This window comes from Bacillus sp. WC2507 (genome assembly GCF_052656125.1).
Genome location: NZ_JBQXPN010000001.1, coordinates 5046650 through 5068596, shown reverse-complemented (window position 1 = coordinate 5068596; position 21947 = coordinate 5046650). Strand labels below are relative to the sequence as shown.

The window sequence follows — 21947 nt, the reverse complement described above, 5'->3', positions numbered from 1 at the left end:
TGTTATGATTAAGTGTAACTATAAAAGACTGTATTTTCTTTTAATTCCATCTTTAATCATGTTAGGGGAATGGTTTTGAAATTTAAAAAATTAAAACTACAACCGAGAATTACATTAACGATTAGTACACTTATTCTAGTTGTACTTCTGTTAACGAGTTATTTATTTTATTACATATTATCTGAAACGGTAGAAGAGCAAATTGGTAAAAGGGCTTTGCATGTTGCAAAAACAGTTGCTGTGATACCAGAAATTCAAGAAGCTTTTCAAAGAGAAAACCCAGCTTCTATTATTCAGCCAATTGCAGAAAAAATTCGAATTGATACGGATGCTGATTTTATTGTAGTTGGAAATAAGGAAGGGATTCGTTATGCACATCCTGAGCGAGATAAAATAGGAGAAGCAATGGTTGGTGGAGATAACAAAGGAGTTCTATTAGAAGGAAAATCTTATATTTCGAAAGCGACTGGATCATTAGGCCCTTCATTACGCGGCAAAGTTCCAATCCGTAATCAGGAAAATGAAATTATTGGCGTGGTGTCTGTTGGATTTTCAATGGATGATATTCATGGAGCGGTAGAAGTGTATGGAAAGCGTGTATTTTGGATTACGATAATAGGTCTTTTAATCGGGGTAATTGGTTCTATATATTTAGCAGGAAGTATAAAAAGAATGATGTTTGGGATGGAGCCAGAAGAAATTTCCTCTTTATATGAAGAGCATAGTACAGTGATTCAATCTGTACGTGAAGGGATTATTGTCATTGATCAAAAGGGCATGATTAGCTTAGTCAATCAAGCAGCTTATGATATTCTTTCGCTAGATGAACAACGAAATATTATTGGAGAATTTATTTTAAATGTAATTCCTAATTCAACGATACTAGATGTACTTCAAACTGGTGAAGAACAGTTTGATCGTCAATTAAATATAAAAGGGCAGGCTGTGATTGCGAACCGTCTACCTATTAAAGTAAAGAATAAAGTAACTGGCGTTGTATCGAGCTTACGTTTGAAATCTGAAATGGATCAGTTAACAGCAGAATTGTCTCAGACGAAGCAATATACAGAGGCATTGCGAGCGCAAACGCATGAATATAACAATTTATTGTATACGCTTTCAGGACTTATCCAGTTAGAATCATATGAAGATGCTTTAGAGCTTATTCATAAGGAAACAGCGGTATATCAAGATTTTGTTCAATTTATTATGAAGCGAATTCAAAATCCATGGTTAGGTGGGATTTTAATTGGATTTTATAATAGAGCAAGAGAGTTGAAGATTGATTTTATGCTAGATCGAGAAAGTAGTTTAGACAAATTAAGCCCGCACATTGAGAGCAATTATGTCGTTTCTATTTTAGGAAATTTAATTACGAATGCATTTGAAGCGATTGAAAGAAATGAAGAGAATGATAAGAAGGTCAGAATGTTTGTAACTGATATCGGAGAAGAAATTGTAATTGAAGTGGAAGATTCAGGACAAGGGATTCATGATGAAGTCATTACTAGCATATTCTATAAAGGCTTCTCGACGAAAGAAGGCGGGAAGCGAGGATATGGATTAGCAAAAGTAAAAGAGTTAGTAGAAGATTTAAATGGAAGTATTGCAATCGAAAAAGGGGATTTAGGTGGTGCATTGTTTATTATTGCATTACCAAAAGAGAGAGGCGAATTGTAATGGGTGAGGAGATTGAAGTATTGATTGTAGAAGATGATATTCGAATTGCGGACATTCATCGTCGTTTTACTGAAAAGATTGAGGGATTTAAAGTAATTGGAACAGCAACGACTGGAGAACAAGCGAAAGAATGGCTAGATCTTGTGAAGCCACAGCTCGTTTTATTAGACGTGTACTTACCTGATATGCAAGGAACGGAACTTGTCACATATATTAGGAATAATTTACATGATACAGATATTATTATGATTACAGCTGCATCGGAAACAGATGTAGTGCGGCATGCTCTACGAGGCGGAGTAACAGACTATATCGTAAAGCCACTTATGTTTGACCGATTTAAAGCGAGTTTGGAAAGTTACCAAAAAAAGATTGTGCAGTTAAAGAAAACTAATCAATTATCTATAGAACAAATAGAACATTTATGGTCTCAAAGAGGCGTAAAGGGAAATGAAATGGAATATGCTCCGAAAGGGATAGATCCTTTAACTTTAGCAAAAATAAAAAAGCATATGTTAACAGTGAATGAAGAAGGAATTACAGCAGAAGTGTTAAGCTCGATGGTTGGGGTAAGCCGATCAACAGCGAGGCGCTATTTAGAGTATTTAATATCTGGAAAGAAAGTACATGCGGAGCTTACATATGGGAGTGTAGGGAGACCAGAAAGAAGGTATTTTCTTGTTTCTTCATAATAAAAAACAGTAGAGGATATTATGTCCTCTACTGTTTTTATCTTATATTGGAATAATCCCAATTACAATTCCAGTAATCAACATCACCATTGTCGTTCCAATTGCCCAAAGTAACGTAAAGCGTTGATGTTCACCAAAATCAACTTTGGCCATTCCGACTAATAAATAAGTAGAAGCGACAAGAGGGCTTAATAAGTGAACAGGTTGCCCAAGTAAGGAAGCACGTCCCATTTCAGCTGCACTAATTCCGTAAGCAGCAGCAGCTTTCGTTAAAATAGGTAATACTCCGAAGTAAAATGCATCATTGGACATGAAAAATGTGAACGGCATACTAAGAAGAGCTGTAATAATTGGCAGTTGTGGCCCAAGCGCGTCTGGTATAAGAGTGACTACACTTTGAGCCATTGCATCTACCATTTTTGTTCCTGATAGAATACCAGTGAAAATTCCAGCGGCAAATACGAGAGAAACAACCGCTAATACGTTTCCAGCGTGAGAAGCAATACGTTCTTTCTGTTGTTCTAAGTTCGGATAGTTAAGCATAACAGCAATAGCGAAAGCAATTGTAAATAAAACAGGTAACGGCATAATTTCTAGTATGAGACAGACAAGTAAGGTAACAGTTAATAAAAAGTTAATCCATAGAAGCTTAGGACGTTTATGAACGGCAGCTTCCACTGTTGCAGCTTGCTCATCCATCGTTTGCATTTGTTTTAAATATTGTACATCCATAATTCCTAATCGTTTTCTTTCTTTTTTTCCAAGATAGTAAGCAACGAAAACTACCCAAATTGCACCAGCGATCATTCCTGGTATAAGTGGTGTAAAGAGCTCTGATGCGTCTAGTCCAAGAGCACTCATAACCCGAGCTGTCGGTCCGCCCCATGGTGTAAGATTTGTCACTCCTGCCCCTAACATAACAACCCCAGCTAATATAAGTGGATTCATTCCAAGGCGTTTATATAGAGGGTACATTGCGGAAACAGTAATCATATACGTTGTTGTTCCGTCACCATCTAATGAAACGATAATAGTAAGAATTGCTGTACCAACAACAATTTTTAAAGGATCTCCTTTTACAAATTTTAAAATCCTACTAATGACAGGATCGAATAAACCGCTATCAATCATAATTCCAAAATACAAAATAGCAAACATAAGCATAATACCAGTAGGTGCTAGTTTTTGAATGCCTTCTAACATCATAGGTCCCATATTTGCATAAAAACCACCAATTAATGCGAAAGTAATTGGAATTAATATTAATGCTACTAGTGCAGACATACGTCTCGTCATAATTAAAAACATAAAGACAAATACCATCGCAAATCCAAGTAGTGCTAACATGTAATCTCCCCCTCAAAATGATTGCGCTTTCAAAATGTAATGAAAATTCAGAAAAAATGTTTTTTGTTTATCATAAAAGCATTTATTCAAAGGGTAAATAATTTGAAAAATAACATCATTAGAAGCATAATTTTTATTTTGGTCATTTTGTTCACGGTAGTTAATTTGAATTTTTAAAAAGGTAAGCAGCTCTCCGTAAGAATGGTAGAATAAGATGAAAATATTGAAGTGTGAAATAGGGAGTAGATTTTATATGAAAACGAGAATGGAAGAAATTTATAGTTCTTATGAGGGAAAAGTAGAAGAGATTTTTGTTAATGAATCTTCTTACGTATATGAGTGGGAAAAATTAATGATGATTCGAAAAAATAATGGTGAGCTTGAAAAAGTTGCAGTCGGTATCAGTGGAAATATAAGATTAGTAAATGTAGTTGCTGGGCAGCAAATTAATACAAATACATTATTAGTTACGTTAGAAGACGATTTATTAATTACAGGTTGTGAATGATGAGAGATGTGTAGAAATGGCTACACATCTTTTTTGTTCCTTATATTACAAAAAGCACATTATTTTTTCACAAATCTCACACAACTTTTTGATATGCTCCTTGTGGAAGATACGGTTAGGGAGGAAATAAAATGAGAACAAAGTATGTCATGCTTGCTATATGCTTATTCTTTGTCTTTACAGTAGTAGGATGTGGTAAAAAACAAGCAGAGGCTGTGGCAATCGATGAGAAACATGATAAATGTGATATTTGCCAAATTGGGGTAATAGATAATCAATTTGCAACAGAAATCATTTTAGAAAATGGAAAAGCATTAAAATTTGATGATATTGGTTGTATGTATAAATGGATGGAGATTAATCCAGGTGAAAAGACGAAAGAGAAATTTGTTCGGGATTATGATTCGAAAGAGTGGATCTCATTAGAAGATGCGACTTACGTATATGATAAAACAATAACAACACCGATGGCTTATAATGTTATTTCATTTGAAAATAAAAAGGATGCAGAGAGCTTTGTGTCTAACTACAAAGGGAAAGTTCTTTCATATAAAGAGCTAGCAGAGCATAAATGGGAAATGAATAAAGAAATGATGGGGAACCCGAAAAAGGGAAATCACGGTGGACATCATTAATAATAGAAAAGGATAACTATATAGTTGTCCTTTTTTTATTATTACTCAGGTGCAAATATAGAAAAGGTGTAAAATTTTTAGAAGAACGGTTACAATGGAATATAGTAACCTAAAGCAATCATTTATGCACTTTTTAGAAATGTATACAAATGCGGTAAAATCGTGCTAAACTAATTGCTTCGCTAATATAGGTTGAGAAACATAGGTATAAGTTTAGATAATCCGATTAAAGAAGGAATATAAAGAACTTATGGATAAATGTACTCAAGAAGAGTTATTGTATGTGATGGAGGAATGGTTAAGAAAACATTATCTTTCATAGGAGCTGTAGTTGTGAGAAAACAAAAAATTTTATTATGTATGTTATTAGGACTTTTAATGACGGTAGTGGCTTGCGATAAGCAAGAGGAGCCAGAATCGAAACCGGTTCATGTGAAAAACGAAAAGAAAAAAGAAAAGCATAAAGAACAGGAAGAATCTAAAGAAGAAAAAAGTATAAATTTAATGGACAAACAGTTGCTACTTTCTGCGACTCTTGGAGACACAGAAACAGCTATGAAGCTGATTCAAGATGGAGCCAATATAAACGTAGAAGGTGACAACGGAGAAACGCCTATCCTTGCAGCAACGTATCAAAATCATGTAGAGACAGTTAAGGCATTAATTGGTGCAGGTGCTAATATTGAAAGTAAAGATGAGAAACAAAGTAATCCATTTCTTTATGCAAGTAGAGAAGGATATACAGACATTGTAAAGCTACTAATTAATGCAGGGGTTAATACGAATGAAATTACTAAATCAGGTGGAACAGCACTCATTTCTGCATCTGAACGTGGCCATGTAGAGGTTGTAAAAGAATTATTAGAGCATACAGATATTGATGTGAATTATAGAAATGCTCGTGGTGGAACAGCTTTAGTAGAAGCAATCGTATTAGGAAATGGTAGTGAAAATCATAAGAAAGTAATTCAAATGCTTATTGACCACGGGGCAGATGTAAATATGGCCAATAAGGAAAATATTACGCCACTGCAATATGCTGAAAAAAGAGGTTTTAAAGATATTGCAAATATGTTGAGGGTAGCTGGAGCGAATGAAGTAGTACAGCCACAGCCACAACCACAACCAGTGGAATAACAAGTGTGAAATAATCCCATTTAGATAGACAGAATGAAGAAGTCATTTAGTATGATAGATTCAGTAATGTGTATTTAAATGGGATTTTTGTTTTGAAAAAATTATTTGAGGGGAGGGATAGATACATAGTAACTAAGGAAGAGAAAAATGAGATTTTCAGAACTTGAGTTAAAAGCAATTTAAGCAGAGATTTTACTTATTTATAATCAACTAGGAATAATAAATAAGTAAATGAATATGGCAATAAGAAAACCGCATCCTTTTTCAGGATACGGTTTTCTTTACAAGGAGATAAGGGATCAAAAAAATGAAGAAGTCTTATCTCTTTTATATGAGTAAAGGGTCTAGAATGAATCTTGTCCTTTTCATTATTTGTTTAACTCCATTGCAACTTGTTTGCCATTTACGAAAACCTCTGCCACTGCTACTACAACTTCCATCACTTTTTTCATTTCTCATCTCTCCTTGTTTTTTGTCTCATTTCTTACTTTTAGTATAAGGAAATATAGCAATTGTAACTATCGAATTGGATGACAAGAGACTTACATTGTTGTAAGGATAATCGTTTTATTTGTAAGAAACGTGATTTTGAATATGGATTCAGAAATTTCTGTTGTTTTGAACTATAATTAGAAAGAGAGTGGTTTAGAAAGAAGGGGATAATATGAAAAGGATTCTTGTTATTAGTGATATTCATGGAGAAATAGAAAAGTTCGAACAGTTATTGGAAGAAGCTCAATACGATGCAAGAAAGGATCAATTAATTTTATTAGGTGATTATGTAGATCGTGGTCCCAATGCGCGTGCTGTAATTGAAAAGGTAAAAGAGTTAAAAGAAGAGGGAGCCCTCGTCCTAAAGGGCAATCATGAAGATATGATGATTAAAGCGTTAACGACTGATGAGGAACGTCCATGGAACCATTGGGTAAAAAGGAATGGTGGAGATAAGACTTTATACAGCTATGGATTTGCAGAAAAAGATATTGTGGTTAATGAAGAAGCCTTCCAAAAACCAATTTTACAATCGAATGTTTTAAAGGAACATGTAAAGTTTATTCAAGAATTAGATCATTACGTTGAAATAGAAGAGTATATATTTGTACATGCTGGTGTTGAGCCATTGAAGAGAGTTTCGGAATGTGAACCATATACGTTAATGTGGATTCGTAATGAGTTTCATAATGGATATAGTGGCGAAAAGGTTGTTGTATTCGGCCATACGGAAACAAAAACACTTCATGGTAGTGAGAATTGCGGTGTGTATTTTGGTAGTAATCGTATTATAGGGATTGATGGCGGTGCTGTATATGGTGGCCAGCTAAATTGTTTAGAATTGCCGAGTAAAAAGGTATACGTAGTAAAAAGTTGAAAGAGATAAGGGGAGTCTTATTTCTTTCAATTTTTTATTAAGAAAAATTTAAGAAAGAATTTTTATAATAAATCTTTCAAATTTTATATTGAGAAAAACGTTAAAATATAATTATAAATAGGATTGAACATTATGGTGGAAGGTGAGAATATGCGCTTACTCGTAGTAGAAGATAATGCTTCTTTATTAGAGTCTATTGTCCAAATATTACGCGATGAATTTGAAGTAGATACAACATTGAATGGAGAAGATGGATTATTTCTAGCATTACAAAATATATATGACGCCATTTTGCTTGATGTGATGATGCCAGAAATGGACGGTTTTGAAGTAATTCAAAAAATACGTGATGAAAAGATTGAAACACCAGTCCTATTTTTGACAGCGAGAGATTCTTTAGAAGATCGCGTGAAAGGCTTGGACTTTGGTGGGGATGACTATATCGTTAAGCCATTTCAGGCTCCAGAGTTAAAAGCGAGAATTCGTGCTTTATTACGACGAAGCGGTAGTTTAACAACAAAGCAGACTATTCGTTATAAAGGGATTGAACTGTTCGGAAAAGATAAAGACGTTCAAGTAGATGGACAAAGTATGAAGTTAACATTAAAACAATATGAGCTTCTAGAGTACCTTGTTCAAAATAGCGGAAAGATTTTAATGCGTGAACAAATTTTTGATCGTGTTTGGGGATTTGATTCAGATACGACAGTAGCAATTGTAGAAGTGTATGTACATCATTTACGTAAAAAATTAGAGCCATTCGGTTATCAGAAAGATATTCAAACTGTTCGAGGTATTGGATATATATTAAAAGAACAATGAAAAAGGGAAGCATGTTTCAGAAGACGCGTATTCGATTGACTATATTGAACTCATTAGTATTTATCATTTTGATAGGCGTATTAGGTAGTATTATTTATTCGTACACGTATAATCGTATTTATAGTGAAGTAGATACATCGATAGACAAAGCCGTTCAGCATAGAGAAAATTCAGATGATAAAAAAATAACTAAAAAAATTAGGGGATATCCTCCAATTGGGGATCCTAGGATAATGAAGTTAACTTGGAGTGGAAAAACTGTGGAGATAGGTACGGGAAATCCAAAATTCCGTCTTATTTTTGAAGAAAACTTAGAAATGTTTGCTCCAAAAAAGTCAGGTTCTTTGCAAGATATAGAAGTGCAAGGGCTATATTTTAGAACGTTTGCATTTCAACAAGATGGAAAAATAGTTCAAATCGTACGCGATATAACAGCTGAAGAAGAGATGCTAAATACTTTATTTTTAATTCTCGTTATTGGCTGTAGCATAGGAAGTCTATGTGCAATAGGAATTGGCTTTTTCTTAGCTGGTAGAGCACTCGTACCCATTCAAAATTCATGGGAAAAACAGCAACAGTTTGTTTCTGATGCATCACATGAATTAAGAACGCCACTTGCAGTCATTCAATCAAAAACGGATGTGTTATTCCAATCCCCATCCGCTACGATAGAAGAAAAAGCAATGGATATCTCTACAATTTCAAAAGAATGTAGGCGGTTATCGAAACTCGTTAGTAATTTATTATTGCTAGCACGTTCTGATTCTAATCAAATTGAGATGGATAAGAAAATATTTGAAATGGATAAATTGTTAGAAGAGATAGTAGATCCATATAAGGAAATTGCTTCCTATCAAGAAAAAGAGATGATATTGAAAGTGGAGCATGACGTATCATTTATGGGTGATAGAGAGAGAATCCATCAAATGATGGTCATATTGTTAGATAATGCGATGAAGTATACGAATGAAGGTGGGCATATACAAATCGATTGTACGCAAACGAATAGCTCGATTCGTATACGAGTGAAAGATGACGGGATAGGAGTGGAAGATGAGGACATCCCAAAATTATTTAATCGTTTTTATCAAGGAGATAAAGCGAGAAGTGCGTCAGAAGGAGCGGGATTAGGCCTTTCAATCGCGAATTGGATTGTAGAAAAGCATTACGGGAAAATATCAGTAGAGAGCAAATGGGGAGAGGGGACTTGTTTTGAAGTGAACCTACCTAAAAATCAAAGAATATGAGTTAGAAGGCGATCTTGTTTTTTACAAGGTCGTCTTTTTTAAGGGAAAGTTAAGAAACTATTTATAACATGTATTATATACAGAAAGTTCGTCGCATAAAGAAGCGATTATAGAAATGTATTTGAGCAGATTATATCGATCAAAATGTTATTTCAATTATGTATAGGGAATGATGAAAAAGAAAGTGTAAGAGGGAGGAATTAATTTTGAAAAAGAAAATGATGACGGTATTCACTATTGGAGTAATGAGCTTAAGCATACTAGGGGGTGCCTCTCCTTCTGAAACATCAAAAGGAAAGACAGATTACACGCAACGCAGTAAAGAGCAATTAAATAATGGAAAGATACATGCGGTGCATACAGAAGAAAAGGCGGAGAATCTAGGTATTGAAACGGAAGGAAAAGAACAAATTACGCTAGAAAAAGAAATCCATGAAACAGAAGTAGGAAGGGAAGCAGAACAGTTAGGCATTTCAATTGAAGGAAAAGATGTTGGAACTCTTACAGAAGAAATCTATGAAACAAAAGTGAAGCAAGAAGCGTTAAAGTTAGGCATATCTATAGAAAATACATCGATTGTAAATTTAATTACTCAAATTAATACGATTAAAATTAATGATGAAGCGGGTAAATTAGGTATTTCGACAAATGGAAAAGAAATAGAGGACATTGCGGAAGAAATCTACGGAACGAAAGTAAGAGAGGAAGCAGGGAAGTTAGGTATTTCACAAAAAGGAAAAGAGATAGAAGCGTTAGCGCAAGAAGTGTACGAAAAAAAAGTGCAGGAAGAAGCAAAAAATTATCATATTGATTTGTATGGTAAAGATATATATCAAGTATTAAGCGAAATTAATGAACAAAAAGTGCTACAAATGGCGGATGAGCTTAATATGGACAAAATGAATATGAACGTTCAAGAATTAGCAGAAAAAATAAAAAAGAATCAGCCTGAAAAAGGAAAAGAACTAAATTTTATACCGGTGATTCGAACGGATGCTGACGCGTTTTATTCTTATTTAACGAACTAAAAAGGGCGTGAGAGTGATACGGAGGTTTAAGTGGTATATATGTATAGTATTACTATCTATAGCAGTATGGAATGTATATACAAATGGAATTACAAAGTATATGGAGAAGTTAACATTCTTCAATATACAAAATGGAAAAGAAGCGGAATTTAGTAATAATGATGAAAAGATTATCTTATCAAATGTTCCTTTAATTCAGCAATTACCAGAGTTAGATAGAGGCTGTGAAGTGACGAGCTTAGCGATGATGTTACAATACGCAGGTATTACAGTGGATAAGATGAAATTAGCAAATGAAATAAAGAAAGTTGATTTTATGAAAGATGGTGTACGTGGGAATCCGAATGAAGGATTTGTAGGAAATATTTATACGTTTTCTGAATCTGGATATGGTGTATATCATGGACCACTCTTTCAATTAGCGAAAAAGTATTTACCTAACAAATCTGTGGACTTAACAGGAAAGAGTATAGAAGAACTTTATAAGAGTGTAAAATCAGGACAGCCGGTAGTCATGATTACAAATGCAACATTTGAGCCATTAGATGAAGATGAATTTACTACATGGGAAACAAATAGTGGAGATGTTTCTATTACGTATAATGAACATTGTGTAGTGCTTATTGGATATGATAAGGAATTTGTATATATTCGAGATCCTCTCGAGGATAGCCTAGATGTAAAAGTGCCAAGAGAAAACTTTGAAGAGGCATGGGTACAAATGGGGAGTCAGGCAATTAGTTATGTGAAAAGCTCTAAATGAATTAGTAAAGAAATAGATGTAAAGAATTGTAAGGGGAGTTTTTGTTAAAAAATAAGAGAACTTCAGCTTATTATATAAGCTGAAGTTCTCTTATTTTTTATGATTAAATCTTTAGAAGTAGTGAATATGAAAAAACGCATAATTGACAAAAAAATTACATGTTATCATTATATATTGTTTTATATATGTTAATTGTATAAAATTACACAAGTATTCACATTACATAAAGGAGGCTTATTATGCAAAAAATATTTAACTGGGTTAAATGTATGAGTATCAAGAAAAAATTAATCATTTCATTTTTTCTTATTTTAACTATACCAGGACTTATTATCGGTGGTGTTTCATATCAAACTGCCAAAACAAATTTTGAACAACAAATTACAGGTAAAGCAAAGGAAAATATTTCTGTTTTAAATACTGTTATTTCTCAAAATATAGAAGAGAAATTTGTTGATGCGGCGTACTTTGCAGACGTCTTAACAGAGGATACATATCCAAACGGACAAGAAGAAATAGTAAGAACGAAGTTAGCTCAATATATAAAACTCCATCCAGAAGTAGAAGGTATTTATATTGGAACACAGACGGGAAAGTTTATAAGAGAACCATTTATCCAAATGGCTGATGGGTATAATCCAACAGATAGATCTTGGTATAAAGAAGCACATGAAAATAAAGGGAAAGTAATTGTTACTGCACCATATCAATCAGCATCTACTAAAAATATGGTAGTGACAATTGCTAAAGAAGTAAAAGATGGTAAAGGTGTTATAGGAATTAACTTAAATTTAGATAACATCTTAAAAATTTCCAAAATGATTAACATTGGTGAAAAAGGTTATGCAGTTATTCTAGATCAAAATAAGCAAATTGTTAGTCATCCATCTAGAAAACCAGGTGCAAAAGTTACTGATCCGTGGATTAAACCAATTTATGAAGAAAAACAAGGAAATGTGTCTTATACAGAACAAGGTGATAAAAAGAATTTAATCTTTGCAACAAATGAGAAAACAGGATGGAAAGTAGTTGGAGTTATGTTCGACGAAGAAATTACTCAAGCTGCGAATCCAGTGTTTTATAAGACTTTGATTGTCATTGCTATCGCTATTGTATGTGGTAGTGTATTAATTTATTTCATTACAAAGTCTATTACAAGACCATTAAGAAAAATAGCTGACTCGGCACATAAAATTAGTAAGGGAGATTTGACAGAGAAAATTACAATCCATTCCAAGGATGACATAGGGAAATTAGGGAATTCATTTAATGAAATGTCTGCCTCTTTACAAGATGTGATTACTCAAATTAGTTTTTCAGCAGAGCATGTCGCTGCATCGGCTGAAGAGTTAACAGCGAGCGTACAGCAAGCAAATGATGCGACAGATCAAATTACAATTGCAATGGAACAAGTATCAGGTGGGGCTGAATCACAAAGTCAAGGTGTTGAAGAAGGTGCGGCTACATTACAACAAGTAAATACAGCAATTCAAGATGTAACTGGAAGCGCGGAATCAATTTCTATCTCCTCATTACATGCGAGAGAAAGAGCTGAAGAAGGGGAAGAATTGGTTGAACAAACAGCAAAACAAATGCAGTCTATTTCTAGATCGGTATCCGAGTCAGATGCTATTATTAAACTTCTTGATGAGAAATCAAAGCAGGTAGGAGCTATTTCTGAAGCGATTCAAAACATCGCTACTCAAACGAACTTATTAGCTTTAAATGCGGCTATTGAAGCGGCAAGAGCAGGTAAACAGGGCCGAGGGTTTGCTATTGTAGCTGATGAGGTTAGAAAATTAGCGGAGCAATCAGGAGAATCATCTGGAGAGATTGCAAATTTAATTGCAGAAATTAAGGCGGATATTGAACATACTGTTAAGGCGATGGATAATGTGAATGGAGAAGTTCAACAAGGCCTTGATGTTGTAACAAAAACGAAAGCAAGTTTTACGGAAATTTTAAGTTCTACTACACATATTGTTTCTCAAGTTAATCAAATGGTAGAAACAACGAAGAGAATTGCTGGAGATGCAAATGAAGTGACAAATGCTATTGATGAAATTGCAGCGGCTGCAGAAGAAAATACAGCTAGTATGCAAAGTGTTGCTGCTTCAACAGAAGAACAAGTGAATTCAATGGAAGAAATTAGTTCAGCTTCGCAAAACTTAGCTGGGATGGCCGAAGAACTACAAGCCATGACTAGTAAATTTAAAGTATAATAACAGCAGATAAGTAAGGTGATATTATTTTCACCTTACTTATTTTTCTATTCAGCAATTAGGGGAGTCATTAACGGGATGAAAAAAAGAAAAAGACTATGGAATTTATGGAAAACGATTACATTGTTAGTTTGTACAGTTGTAATTTTTTCTTTACTTGTGACAGATATATTAATTAGTCATAATGTAGAACGGACGACGGAGGATAGCCAAGCAGAGAAAGCAAAAACAATTGCACACATTGTGGCGAATGATTCAATTGTAATCGATGGTTTGATTGGGAAAGCAGATACTTCTGCAATCCAAACGTATACAAATAGAATATTAAAAAACACAGGTGTTCAATTTATTGTAGTTATGGACATGAATGGAATAAGAAAATCACATCCAAATCCTCAAAAAATAGGCCATCATTTTATTGGGGGAGATGAAGGGCCTGCATTGAAAGGAAAGGAACATGTATCGCTGGCAGAAGGAACTTTAGGTATTTCAATGCGAGTGTTTGTACCTGTATTTTCTGAAACAGGTGAACAACTTGGAGCGGTGGCAGTTGGTATTTCAGCAGATAATGTAAAAGAGAGAGTTAAGGAAAGTAGATATATCATTTACATTGGTGTCGGAGTTGGAGTACTAGTCGGAATTATAGGAGCAATATTATTAGCTAGACATATAAAGAAAAGTTTATTTGGTCTTGAACCTCACAGGATAGCGAAAATTCTTGAAGAAAGAAATACGATGCTACAATCTGTAAAGGAAGGTATTATTGCTGTAGATAAAGAAGCTAATGTAACTTTAATAAATAATGAGGCAAAACGATTGTTTAAGAAAAGTGGACTTGAAGAAGATTTTATCGGTAAAGATGTTGAGTTGTATATGCCTAATTCACGTATAAAAGAAGTATTACAAACGGGAGAGGTACAATTAAACGAAGAACAAAATATTTATGGAATTACGATTGTGACGAATCGTGTTCCTTTATATGTAAAAGGAGAAATAGTTGGTGCAATTGCAACATTTCGTGATAAAACAGAGGTTAGAAAATTAGCAGAAGAATTAACTGGTATTAGACTATATGCGGAAGCATTACGGGCACAATCGCATGAATTTATGAATAAAATGCATGTCGTATTAGGACTTACACACATGAAGCAGTATGAAGAATTACAGAAGTATATAAGCGGTATGGTATCAGAGCATCAATATGAAATTGGTGGGGTTATGGAGAGAATAAAAAGTCCAGTATTTGCTGGTTTTTTACTTGGGAAACTTAGCTATGCTAGAGAGAAAAATATAAAATTAATCATAAGTGAAGATTCTTACATGCCGGAAATAGATGATGAAAGTATTATTCATGAACTAATTACGATTGTCGGAAATTTAATTGATAATGCATTAGAGGCAGTGACGAATTGTGAAAAGAAGCAAGTTGAACTTGAGATACAATATGGGGATACATTAATCATTACAGTACAAGATACGGGGAAAGGTATACCAGAAGAAGAAATAGGGGCATTATTTACGAAAGGTTATTCCACAAAGGGAGATAACCGTGGTTATGGTTTGTATCTTGTAAAAGAAAGTATACAGCGAATAAATGGGGAAATTCATATGCATTCATTAGTAGGAAAGGGAACAACGATAACAATTGAAATACCTAAAGGTAGGGATGAGAGGCAAATATGATTAAAGTTTTAATTGTAGAAGATGACCCGATGGTAGCAATGTTAAATACGCATTATTTAGAGCAAGTAGGAGGGTTTGAACTTGTTCAAGCAGTTAACTCCGTTAAAGAAGCGATAGAAGTATTAGAGGAATCACGAGTAGATTTAGTATTACTTGATATTTTTATGCCTGAAGAGACTGGATTTGAGCTTTTAATGTATATTCGGAACCAAGAAAAAGAAATCGATATTATGATGATTTCAGCTGTACATGATATGGGGAGCATTAAAAAAGCATTACAATATGGTGTAGTAGATTATTTAATTAAACCATTTACATTTGAACGATTTAAAAAGGCGTTAACTATATATCGAGAAAAGCTTACTTTCATGAAAGAACAACAAAAAATTAGTCAATCGGAATTAGATTCGTTAATTTTGCAAAAAGAAAAAAGAGAGCCTACTGTCACTAAAGAGCTTCCGAAAGGATTAACAAAGCAAACGATGCAATTAATTTGGCAGAAGATTGAGTCGCTGAATGGACGAGCATTTACAACAGAGGAAATGGCGCAATTAGTTGGTGTTTCAAGGGTTTCTATTCGAAAGTATGTAATGTTTTTGACTGAAATTGGAGTATTAGAAAACGAAATGGTGTATCAACATGTAGGAAGACCAGTGAGTAAATTAAGATGTATTGACCAAAATAAAATAGAGTTTTACGTATAAGCGACTTATTATAAGTCGCTTATACTTTTTTTAATTACAAAATCAATTACAAAACTTACAAAAACTATTTTTACTATTGAAAGCGTTTTAATATTGTTATTAAGAAAACAAGGAGGTGCCATATGGGAATTCAAAAGAATGTGGAAGCGGTATCATTTTCTGAAGGAAATGAAGTACAAAGAGAATCTTTCGCTTCTAAAATTATGAATGTAAAAATCGGTGTTATACCTTTACCGTTATATGTAGTATTGGCTGCTATTATTTATGGGGCATCTGTATATAATAAATTGCCAGCAGATATGATTGGTGGATTTGCAGTTATTATGATCATGGGTATTTTCTTAGGCGACATTGGGATGAGAATTCCAATTTTAAAAAATATCGGCGGTCCGGCAATACTTTCGTTATTTATTCCATCATTACTTGTATTTTTTAACTGGATGAATCCAGCTTCAATGGAAGCTGCGACTATGTTAATGAAAAAATCGAACTTTTTATATTTATATATTTCTTGTTTAGTAGTCGGAAGTATTTTAGGAATGAACCGTAAAGTGTTAGTACAAGGTTTCGTTCGTATGTTTATTCCTTTAGTAGTAGGGACGTTAGCTTCTGTAGCAGTAGGATTATTGGTTGGTTCACTATTTGGATTTGAAATGAAGCAAACATTCTTCTTCATCATCGTACCAATTGTGAGTGGTGGTATTGGGGAAGGGATTTTACCATTATCGCTAGCTTATAGTGATATTTTAAATGAATCATCAGCAACGTTTGTATCACAGCTTATTCCAGCAGCTATTATTGGAAATATGTTCGCAATCGTAAGTGCAGGGTATATGAAGCGTTTAGGTGAGAAGAAACCGGAGCTTAGTGGTAACGGTGTATTAGTAAAAACAGACAATCAAGCAGAGTTATTAAAAGAACAAAATACAGAGAAGCCAATTGACTTTTCATTAATGGGAGCAGGTTTATTAATTGCATGTACGTTCTTCATCTTCGGAGGATTTGCTTCTAAGTTCATCGGTATTCCTGGGGCAATCATTATGATTTTCTCAGCAGCACTTGTGAAATACTTTAAATTAATGCCAGCAAAAATGGAGCAAGGAGCATTCCACTTATATAAATTTATTTCGAAGAATTTAACTTGGCCGTTAATGGTTGGACTAGGATTGCTATATATTCCGCTAAAAGACGTAGCAGCAGTTCTTTCAGTAGGATATGTTGTTGTGTGTGCATCGGTTGTTCTTACAATGGTAGCGTCAGGTTTTCTTGTAGGGAAAGTGATGAAAATGTATCCAGTTGAATCAGCGATTGTAACTGGATGTCATAGCGGTTTAGGTGGAACTGGAGATGTTGCTATTTTATCAGCTTCAAATCGTATGGAATTAATGCCGTTTGCGCAAATTTCAACACGTTTAGGCGGGGCAGCAATGGTTGTAACGGCGACAATTTTATTAAAAATGTTTTCATGATCAAACAAGCTAGCTATATTCATATAGCTAGCTTGTCAAATTAAGGGGAGATTATAAGTATGTTAGAAAATCAAATTAATGAAAGATCATTGTTATTACATAAAGAGTTAGTAGGGAAAATTGAGATTACAAGTAAGGTAGAAGTAAATTCAGCGGATGATTTAAGCCTGACATATACACCAGGTGTAGCGGAGTCCTGTAAAGCAATTGCGGCGGATGAAGAAACAGTGTATGACTATACAGCACGTGGTAATATGGTGGCAGTTGTCTCAGATGGAACAGCGGTACTCGGTTTAGGAAACATTGGACCGAAAGCGGCTATGCCTGTTATGGAAGGGAAAAGTATATTATTTAAAAAATTTGCGAATGTAGATGCTTTCCCGTTATGTTTAGGAACAACGGATGTGGATGAAATCGTTACCCTTGTGAAAAATTTAGAGCCTACGTTTGCAGGAATCAATTTAGAAGATATTGCAGCACCGCGTTGTTTTGAAATTGAAAAAAGATTAAAAGAAGAAACGAATATTCCTGTATTCCATGATGATCAACATGGAACAGCTATTGTCGTCTTAGCAGCTGTTATTAATGCATTAAAAGTTGTTAGCAAACAAGTGGATAATGTGAAAATTGTTATTAACGGTGCGGGTTCGGCAGGAATTGCAATTGGAAAATTATTATTAAAGGCTGGTGCAAAGCACATTACGTTAGTTAGCTTAGAAGGTATTGTTTGTGAAGGTGAAGCATGGATGAACGAAGCACAAATTGAAGTTTCAAAAAAGACAAATCGAGAACATGTGCGTGGAACGTTAAAAGAAGCGATTCACCAGGCTGATATCTTTATCGGTGTATCTGCACCTAACGTATTAACGAAAGAACTTGTACAGACGATGAATGAGAAAGCAATTGTGTTTGCAATGGCGAATCCAGTTCCAGAAATCTTCCCTGAGGATGCATTAGAGGCTGGGGCAGCTGTAGTAGGAACCGGGCGCTCGGATTATGCGAATCAAGTAAATAATGTATTGGCGTTCCCAGGAATATTCCGCGGTGCGTTAGATGTGCGCGCGACTGATATTACAGAAGAGATGAAATTAGCGGCAGCATATGGGATCGCTAACATCATTACGGACGAAGAACGTAATGCGAATTATGTAATCCCGAATCCATTAGATAAAAGAGTTGTTCCGAGTGTTGCAGAAGCAGTAGCAAAAGCAGCCATTGATTCAGGAGTGGCACAGATTACGAAAATGCCAAGTTATTAATAGTTAAAAGCAGTGCCTAAAAAGGCACTGCTTTTTTGAGATAAGAAATCAAAATAATGAAGAAGTGTAAAATTATTTGTTTGTATTTCTTCACTATTTATTTAATTCCATTGTAACCTGTTTACCATTTACTAAAACCTCAGTTACTGCTACGATCACTTCTATCATTTTTTTCATCTCTCCTCATGTCATTTCTTACTTTAAGTATAAGAGAAAAGAGATACTTCAACTATCGAAGTACATGACGTAGAAACTACATTGTTGTAAGAAAGTGTTTTAGTTTTTTCACTTTACTCAGCAGTAATTACAAACTGATCATAATATTTTTCATTCACATATATATTTAATACCCATAATCCAGATGAAGGTAGTGACATAGTGAGAGGGAGTTCGTTTGTAGTAGAATCGATTGTATTTGAAGCAGTCCAAGTTTGTTTGGAAGTTTCTTGTTGAAAGAGTACTTGTGTTGGAGTTACAGATCCTTGTTTTAGCGCAATAATAGATAATTTTCCTGTTGGCATTTCAGGATCTAGAAAGTACCACATTATTTCATTTTGTTCATTTGCGATAATAGGGCTATCAGCCATTGCGATTTTTTCTTCGATACCTTTTAACGGTATTTTTCCTTCTACGAAGGATGGGGCTTCTTCCCAATTTACATCTTTTAAAACACTAAGATGAAAAAAGGAAGGTGCGTTAATTTGAGAGGATGACGTTTCTAGTATTTCTTTTTTAGGTACATTTGAATCGGGTTGCACTTGCGCACAGCCAGTAATGAGAAAGGAGAAAAGTAGCATAGTTCCGATTTTTTTCATGGTGCCACACTCCTAATTTTTATTGTTAGTGTAATTGTATTTGCTAGAAGGCGGGACAATTCCTTTAAAACGTTAAAAGAGGCCGTAAGTTTTGTACGACCTCTTTTGACATTTTTTATATTTGCTCAGTTGAAAAGGTGGGTTCTCTCTCTTTTTGAGGCATTGTTAAGAAAATAACCGAAAGAACGATACATACGCCGCCTAATAATTGATAGGATCCAAAGGGTTGATTTAGCCAAGCGATTGAAACGATGGCAGCTACTAGCGGTTCAATGCTAGATAAAATGCTTGTTTCTGTAGCTGCTAAATATTTCAGACTACCGATATAAAGGAGGAAAGAAAGAGTGCCACTTATGATGATAAGAATAAGCATAGAAAAGGTTTTTGGTGTAAAAGTTTGTGAAAGCTGATTCCATCCAAACGAGCGATTACAAATAAGCAGGGCGATGCCACCGATTAACATCCCCCAGCCAATTACTACAGTTGTACCGCATTCTTTAATAAGAGAAGCTGGATGAAGGGTATAAAATGCAAATCCAATTGCTGTTAATAGGCCAAAAATAATGGCTTCTTTCGATAAAACGATATTTTCAATTGAACCGTTTGTAATAATAAAGTACGTCCCCGTTAGCGCAGTTATAATTGCGAGTAGTTGCATAGAAGCAGGGAATTTTCTTTGCTCAAATGCAACATAAATAGTAATAAGAACAGGACCAAGAAATTGAAATAATGTCGCTGTGACCGCGTTACTAATATGAACCGTTTCGATAAAGGCGTATTGCGCACCGAGCATGCCCAGAATAGAGAAAATAATAAGTTGTATAGCATATCTAGGGTGTTTCCAAATTTGAAAAATATTTTGTTTCTTTATAAGTAAGAAAAATAAAATAAATATTCCAGCAAGCAACAAGCGAATTGTTAAAAAATCGATTGATGATACGTTAGTATGTTGAAATAGCCACTGAATCATCGGGCCAGATAATCCCCATAAGGTAGCTCCTGTAATAATCATAATGAGTCCAATCCGTCTACTTTTGTTCATGATCATGCATCTCCTCTCGAGTATTTGATTTTTTATGTGTGACATGATAAAAGGAATTATATATAACTTCTGGCACTGTAAAAAGTATCAGATTTTAGTTTTATTAAGGGGTCAGATATTATGTTAGAATTAACGCCTAATTTAAATACGAAAAGTAAAATAGCATTGTATGTGCAATTGTATGAGTATATAAAAAAAGAGATTAAAGATGGAACGATTGTCCCTTTTACGAAATTACCGGCTAAGCGAAAGTTAGCGATACATTTACAAGTAAGTAAAAATACAGTAGAGGCAGCGTACGAACAATTACTTGCAGAAGGTTATATTGAGTCGATATCGAGAAAAGGTTATTTTGTATGCAAGATTGAGCAAATGGTTCATGTAGAGGATAGCGGAGAGAGAATAGAAGAAGTACCGTTTCAGGAGAAGAGTTATAAATTTGACTTTACACAAACAGGAATTGATACAAATGCTTTTCCATTCAATATGTATCGGAAAATTGTAAATGAAGTATGGCAGCCGCATAATAACGAACTTCTCTTTCTAGGACACCCTCAAGGGGAAGCGAGCTTAAGAGAAGAGATTACGAATTATTTGTATGAATCTAGAGGTGTGCGTTGTTCAGCTAGTCAAATTGTATTAGGAGCGGGAACACAAATATTAGTGAAACTATTGTTTCAATTGTTAAAGGGAAGCAATTATGCAGTTGAAAACCCAGGGTATCATAGGAAGATGGTTGTTTTTGAACAGGGAGAAGCAAGAGTCCAAATGTTATCTTTAGATAGAGATGGAATTTGTATTGCAGATTTAGAAAATAGCAATGCGAATGTTGTATTTGTTACACCTTCCCATCAGTTTCCGTATGGAATGATTATGCCCATTACGAGAAGGATGCAGCTTTTACAATGGGCAAAGAAAGAAGAGAGTAGGTATATTATTGAAGATGATTATGATAGTGAATTTCGCTATTCTGGAAAGCCTATACCGGCGCTGCAAGGGTTAGATACAGAGGGGAAAGTTATTTATATGGGGACGCTATCTAAAGCATTATTGCCATCGCTACGGATGAGTTATATGGTGTTGCCGAAGAAATTAATTAAAAAGTATCAACAGCAATATTTATTTTATACACAAAGTGTTTCAAGGATGGACCAAGAAGTGATAAGAAGGTTTTTAAATGAAGGCTATTGGGAAAAACATATTCATAAAATGCGTGTCGTCTACCGGAAAAAGAGGGATCGACTTGTTTTTGAAATAGAGAAGTATTTCTCTAATCGTGTTGAAGTGATAGGGGAAGATTCGGGATTACACATTTTATTAAAAGTGCATAATGGAATGCGAGAAGAAGAACTAATTAAAGAAGCTGCAAAATATAGTATTAAAATATATCCTGTTTCTACGTACTATAAAGATGGTACTGCACCTGAAAATGTAGTTTTACTTGGGTTTGCGATTTTATCAGAAGAAGAAATTGCGAAAGCGATTCAACTATTAAATACAGCGTGGTTTAGAAGAAAGTAAAAAA

The 21947-nt window shown here is 34.4% G+C and carries 19 protein-coding genes; 16 read left to right on the top strand and 3 right to left on the bottom strand.

Going from position 1 to position 21947, the window contains the following annotated elements; all coding sequences use genetic code 11:
• The first annotated feature begins 69 nt into the window (after positions 1–69).
• On the top strand, positions 70–1680 hold the full coding sequence (locus tag ACUN28_RS26655; RefSeq protein ID WP_080118102.1) for an ATP-binding protein: 1611 nt from the start codon (positions 70–72) through the stop codon (positions 1678–1680).
• Entirely contained in the window at positions 1680–2372 is a 693-nt protein-coding gene (locus ACUN28_RS26650; protein WP_016089384.1) for a response regulator, read from the top strand. The genes ACUN28_RS26655 and ACUN28_RS26650 overlap by 1 nt, the downstream gene beginning before the upstream one ends.
• Positions 2373–2414: 42 nt before the next feature.
• Here ACUN28_RS26650 and ACUN28_RS26645 read toward each other — a convergent pair whose 3' ends face one another.
• Positions 2415–3719 carry a CitMHS family transporter gene (locus tag ACUN28_RS26645; protein WP_016089383.1) on the bottom strand — a complete coding sequence of 435 codons (1305 nt, stop codon included), beginning with the start codon at positions 3717–3719 and terminating at the stop codon, positions 2415–2417.
• 253 nt (positions 3720–3972) lie between these two features.
• Between ACUN28_RS26645 and ACUN28_RS26640 the strand changes: the two genes are divergently transcribed.
• The 13 genes from ACUN28_RS26640 (at position 3973) to ACUN28_RS26580 (ending at position 18565) form a co-directional block, all read left to right on the top strand.
• Positions 3973–4227 carry a hypothetical protein gene (locus ACUN28_RS26640; RefSeq protein ID WP_016089382.1) on the top strand — a complete coding sequence of 85 codons (255 nt, stop codon included), beginning with the start codon at positions 3973–3975 and terminating at the stop codon, positions 4225–4227.
• A 131-nt stretch (positions 4228–4358) separates the two neighbouring features.
• Positions 4359–4862: a nitrous oxide reductase accessory protein NosL gene (locus ACUN28_RS26635; RefSeq protein WP_016089381.1), complete on the top strand. Its 504-nt coding sequence runs from the start codon at positions 4359–4361 to the stop codon at positions 4860–4862.
• A gap of 258 nt (positions 4863–5120) precedes the next feature.
• Complete coding sequence (locus ACUN28_RS26630; protein ID WP_016089380.1) at positions 5121–5999, top strand: ankyrin repeat domain-containing protein; 879 nt, start codon at positions 5121–5123, stop codon at positions 5997–5999.
• A gap of 664 nt (positions 6000–6663) precedes the next feature.
• Positions 6664–7368 (top strand): metallophosphoesterase family protein, encoded by a 705-nt coding sequence (locus ACUN28_RS26625; protein WP_016089379.1) that lies wholly within the window; start codon positions 6664–6666, stop codon positions 7366–7368.
• A 150-nt stretch (positions 7369–7518) separates the two neighbouring features.
• Complete coding sequence (locus ACUN28_RS26620) at positions 7519–8190, top strand: response regulator transcription factor (protein ID WP_033660250.1); 672 nt, start codon at positions 7519–7521, stop codon at positions 8188–8190.
• An 11-nt stretch (positions 8191–8201) separates the two neighbouring features.
• Entirely contained in the window at positions 8202–9437 is a 1236-nt protein-coding gene (locus tag ACUN28_RS26615) for a sensor histidine kinase (protein ID WP_016089377.1), read from the top strand.
• A gap of 206 nt (positions 9438–9643) precedes the next feature.
• Positions 9644–10465, top strand: coding sequence for a hypothetical protein (locus tag ACUN28_RS26610; RefSeq protein ID WP_016089376.1), 822 nt, complete (start codon positions 9644–9646; stop codon positions 10463–10465).
• A gap of 13 nt (positions 10466–10478) precedes the next feature.
• Positions 10479–11228, top strand: coding sequence for a C39 family peptidase (locus ACUN28_RS26605; RefSeq protein ID WP_016089375.1), 750 nt, complete (start codon positions 10479–10481; stop codon positions 11226–11228).
• Positions 11229–11467: 239 nt separating this feature from the next.
• Positions 11468–13450, top strand: coding sequence for a methyl-accepting chemotaxis protein (locus tag ACUN28_RS26600; RefSeq protein ID WP_016089374.1), 1983 nt, complete (start codon positions 11468–11470; stop codon positions 13448–13450).
• A gap of 78 nt (positions 13451–13528) precedes the next feature.
• Complete coding sequence (locus ACUN28_RS26595) at positions 13529–15133, top strand: sensor histidine kinase (RefSeq protein WP_016089373.1); 1605 nt, start codon at positions 13529–13531, stop codon at positions 15131–15133.
• Positions 15130–15837, top strand: coding sequence for a response regulator (locus tag ACUN28_RS26590; protein ID WP_016089372.1), 708 nt, complete (start codon positions 15130–15132; stop codon positions 15835–15837). Before ACUN28_RS26595 ends, ACUN28_RS26590 begins: the two co-directional genes overlap by 4 nt.
• A gap of 122 nt (positions 15838–15959) precedes the next feature.
• The gene (locus ACUN28_RS26585) at positions 15960–17306 is read left to right on the top strand and encodes a 2-hydroxycarboxylate transporter family protein (protein WP_000512725.1); all 1347 of its coding nucleotides are present in this window, start codon (positions 15960–15962) and stop codon (positions 17304–17306) included.
• A 59-nt stretch (positions 17307–17365) separates the two neighbouring features.
• Positions 17366–18565, top strand: a complete 1200-nt coding sequence (locus ACUN28_RS26580) for an NAD(P)-dependent malic enzyme (protein WP_016089371.1) — start codon at positions 17366–17368, stop codon at positions 18563–18565.
• 290 nt (positions 18566–18855) lie between these two features.
• Here ACUN28_RS26580 and ACUN28_RS26575 read toward each other — a convergent pair whose 3' ends face one another.
• Positions 18856–19380 carry a DUF4871 domain-containing protein gene (locus ACUN28_RS26575; RefSeq protein ID WP_016089370.1) on the bottom strand — a complete coding sequence of 175 codons (525 nt, stop codon included), beginning with the start codon at positions 19378–19380 and terminating at the stop codon, positions 18856–18858.
• A gap of 115 nt (positions 19381–19495) precedes the next feature.
• Positions 19496–20422 (bottom strand): DMT family transporter, encoded by a 927-nt coding sequence (locus ACUN28_RS26570; protein ID WP_016089369.1) that lies wholly within the window; start codon positions 20420–20422, stop codon positions 19496–19498.
• A 120-nt stretch (positions 20423–20542) separates the two neighbouring features.
• Between ACUN28_RS26570 and pdxR the strand changes: the two genes are divergently transcribed.
• Positions 20543–21943, top strand: a complete 1401-nt coding sequence (gene pdxR / locus ACUN28_RS26565; RefSeq protein WP_016089368.1) for a MocR-like pyridoxine biosynthesis transcription factor PdxR — start codon at positions 20543–20545, stop codon at positions 21941–21943.
• The last annotated feature ends 4 nt before the right edge of the window (positions 21944–21947 follow it).

Bases quoted from the DNA above. Each gene is read 5' to 3' on its own strand.
- ACUN28_RS26655 (WP_080118102.1), top strand. From the start codon at position 70: ATGGTTTTGAAATTTAAAAAATTAAAACTACAACCGAGAATTACATTA.
- ACUN28_RS26650 (WP_016089384.1), top strand. From the start codon at position 1,680: ATGGGTGAGGAGATTGAAGTATTGATTGTAGAAGATGATATTCGAATT.
- ACUN28_RS26645 (WP_016089383.1), bottom strand. From the start codon at position 3,719: ATGTTAGCACTACTTGGATTTGCGATGGTATTTGTCTTTATGTTTTTA.
- ACUN28_RS26640 (WP_016089382.1), top strand. From the start codon at position 3,973: ATGAAAACGAGAATGGAAGAAATTTATAGTTCTTATGAGGGAAAAGTA.
- ACUN28_RS26635 (WP_016089381.1), top strand. From the start codon at position 4,359: ATGAGAACAAAGTATGTCATGCTTGCTATATGCTTATTCTTTGTCTTT.
- ACUN28_RS26630 (WP_016089380.1), top strand. From the start codon at position 5,121: ATGTACTCAAGAAGAGTTATTGTATGTGATGGAGGAATGGTTAAGAAA.
- ACUN28_RS26625 (WP_016089379.1), top strand. From the start codon at position 6,664: ATGAAAAGGATTCTTGTTATTAGTGATATTCATGGAGAAATAGAAAAG.
- ACUN28_RS26620 (WP_033660250.1), top strand. From the start codon at position 7,519: ATGCGCTTACTCGTAGTAGAAGATAATGCTTCTTTATTAGAGTCTATT.
- ACUN28_RS26615 (WP_016089377.1), top strand. From the start codon at position 8,202: ATGTTTCAGAAGACGCGTATTCGATTGACTATATTGAACTCATTAGTA.
- ACUN28_RS26600 (WP_016089374.1), top strand. From the start codon at position 11,468: ATGCAAAAAATATTTAACTGGGTTAAATGTATGAGTATCAAGAAAAAA.
- ACUN28_RS26595 (WP_016089373.1), top strand. From the start codon at position 13,529: ATGAAAAAAAGAAAAAGACTATGGAATTTATGGAAAACGATTACATTG.
- ACUN28_RS26590 (WP_016089372.1), top strand. From the start codon at position 15,130: ATGATTAAAGTTTTAATTGTAGAAGATGACCCGATGGTAGCAATGTTA.
- ACUN28_RS26585 (WP_000512725.1), top strand. From the start codon at position 15,960: ATGGGAATTCAAAAGAATGTGGAAGCGGTATCATTTTCTGAAGGAAAT.
- ACUN28_RS26580 (WP_016089371.1), top strand. From the start codon at position 17,366: ATGTTAGAAAATCAAATTAATGAAAGATCATTGTTATTACATAAAGAG.
- ACUN28_RS26575 (WP_016089370.1), bottom strand. From the start codon at position 19,380: ATGAAAAAAATCGGAACTATGCTACTTTTCTCCTTTCTCATTACTGGC.
- ACUN28_RS26570 (WP_016089369.1), bottom strand. From the start codon at position 20,422: ATGAACAAAAGTAGACGGATTGGACTCATTATGATTATTACAGGAGCT.
- pdxR (WP_016089368.1), top strand. From the start codon at position 20,543: ATGTTAGAATTAACGCCTAATTTAAATACGAAAAGTAAAATAGCATTG.